Below are 306 nucleotides of genomic sequence, written 5' to 3'. Positions count from 1 at the left end.
CTACTCCGTCTCTATTACTCGAGAAGAAACCTACTTTCTTTGATGTATTGTATGTAAATGCAAAGTCGTCTTTTGATGTGTTTACTGGTTCTCCTACATTGATTGCTTCTGTACCTTTGTTTAAGTCCATCTTAAACACGTCCAATCCACCAAAACCTGTTTTTCCATTTGAGGAGAAAAACAAAATATTGTCTTCGGTAATGAATGGAAAACTCTCATTGGCTTCCGTATTTACTTTTGCTCCTAAGTTTTCTGGTGTTCCATACTCATCTCCGTTTACTGATACTTTCCAAATGTCTTCTCCTC

At 36.9% G+C, this 306-nt stretch carries 1 pseudogene; it reads right to left on the bottom strand.

What is annotated here, in order from left to right:
* Window positions 1-306: pseudogene (locus GFJ99_RS13330) on the bottom strand (PD40 domain-containing protein); the annotation flags it as partial.

Source organism: Flavobacterium sp. LMO6, from assembly GCF_009495795.1.
In the GTDB taxonomy this organism is placed as follows: Bacteria; Bacteroidota; Bacteroidia; order Flavobacteriales; family Flavobacteriaceae; genus Flavobacterium.
Note: the sequence above shows the minus strand (reverse complement) of the source record. Positions and strands in the feature narration are given on the sequence as shown.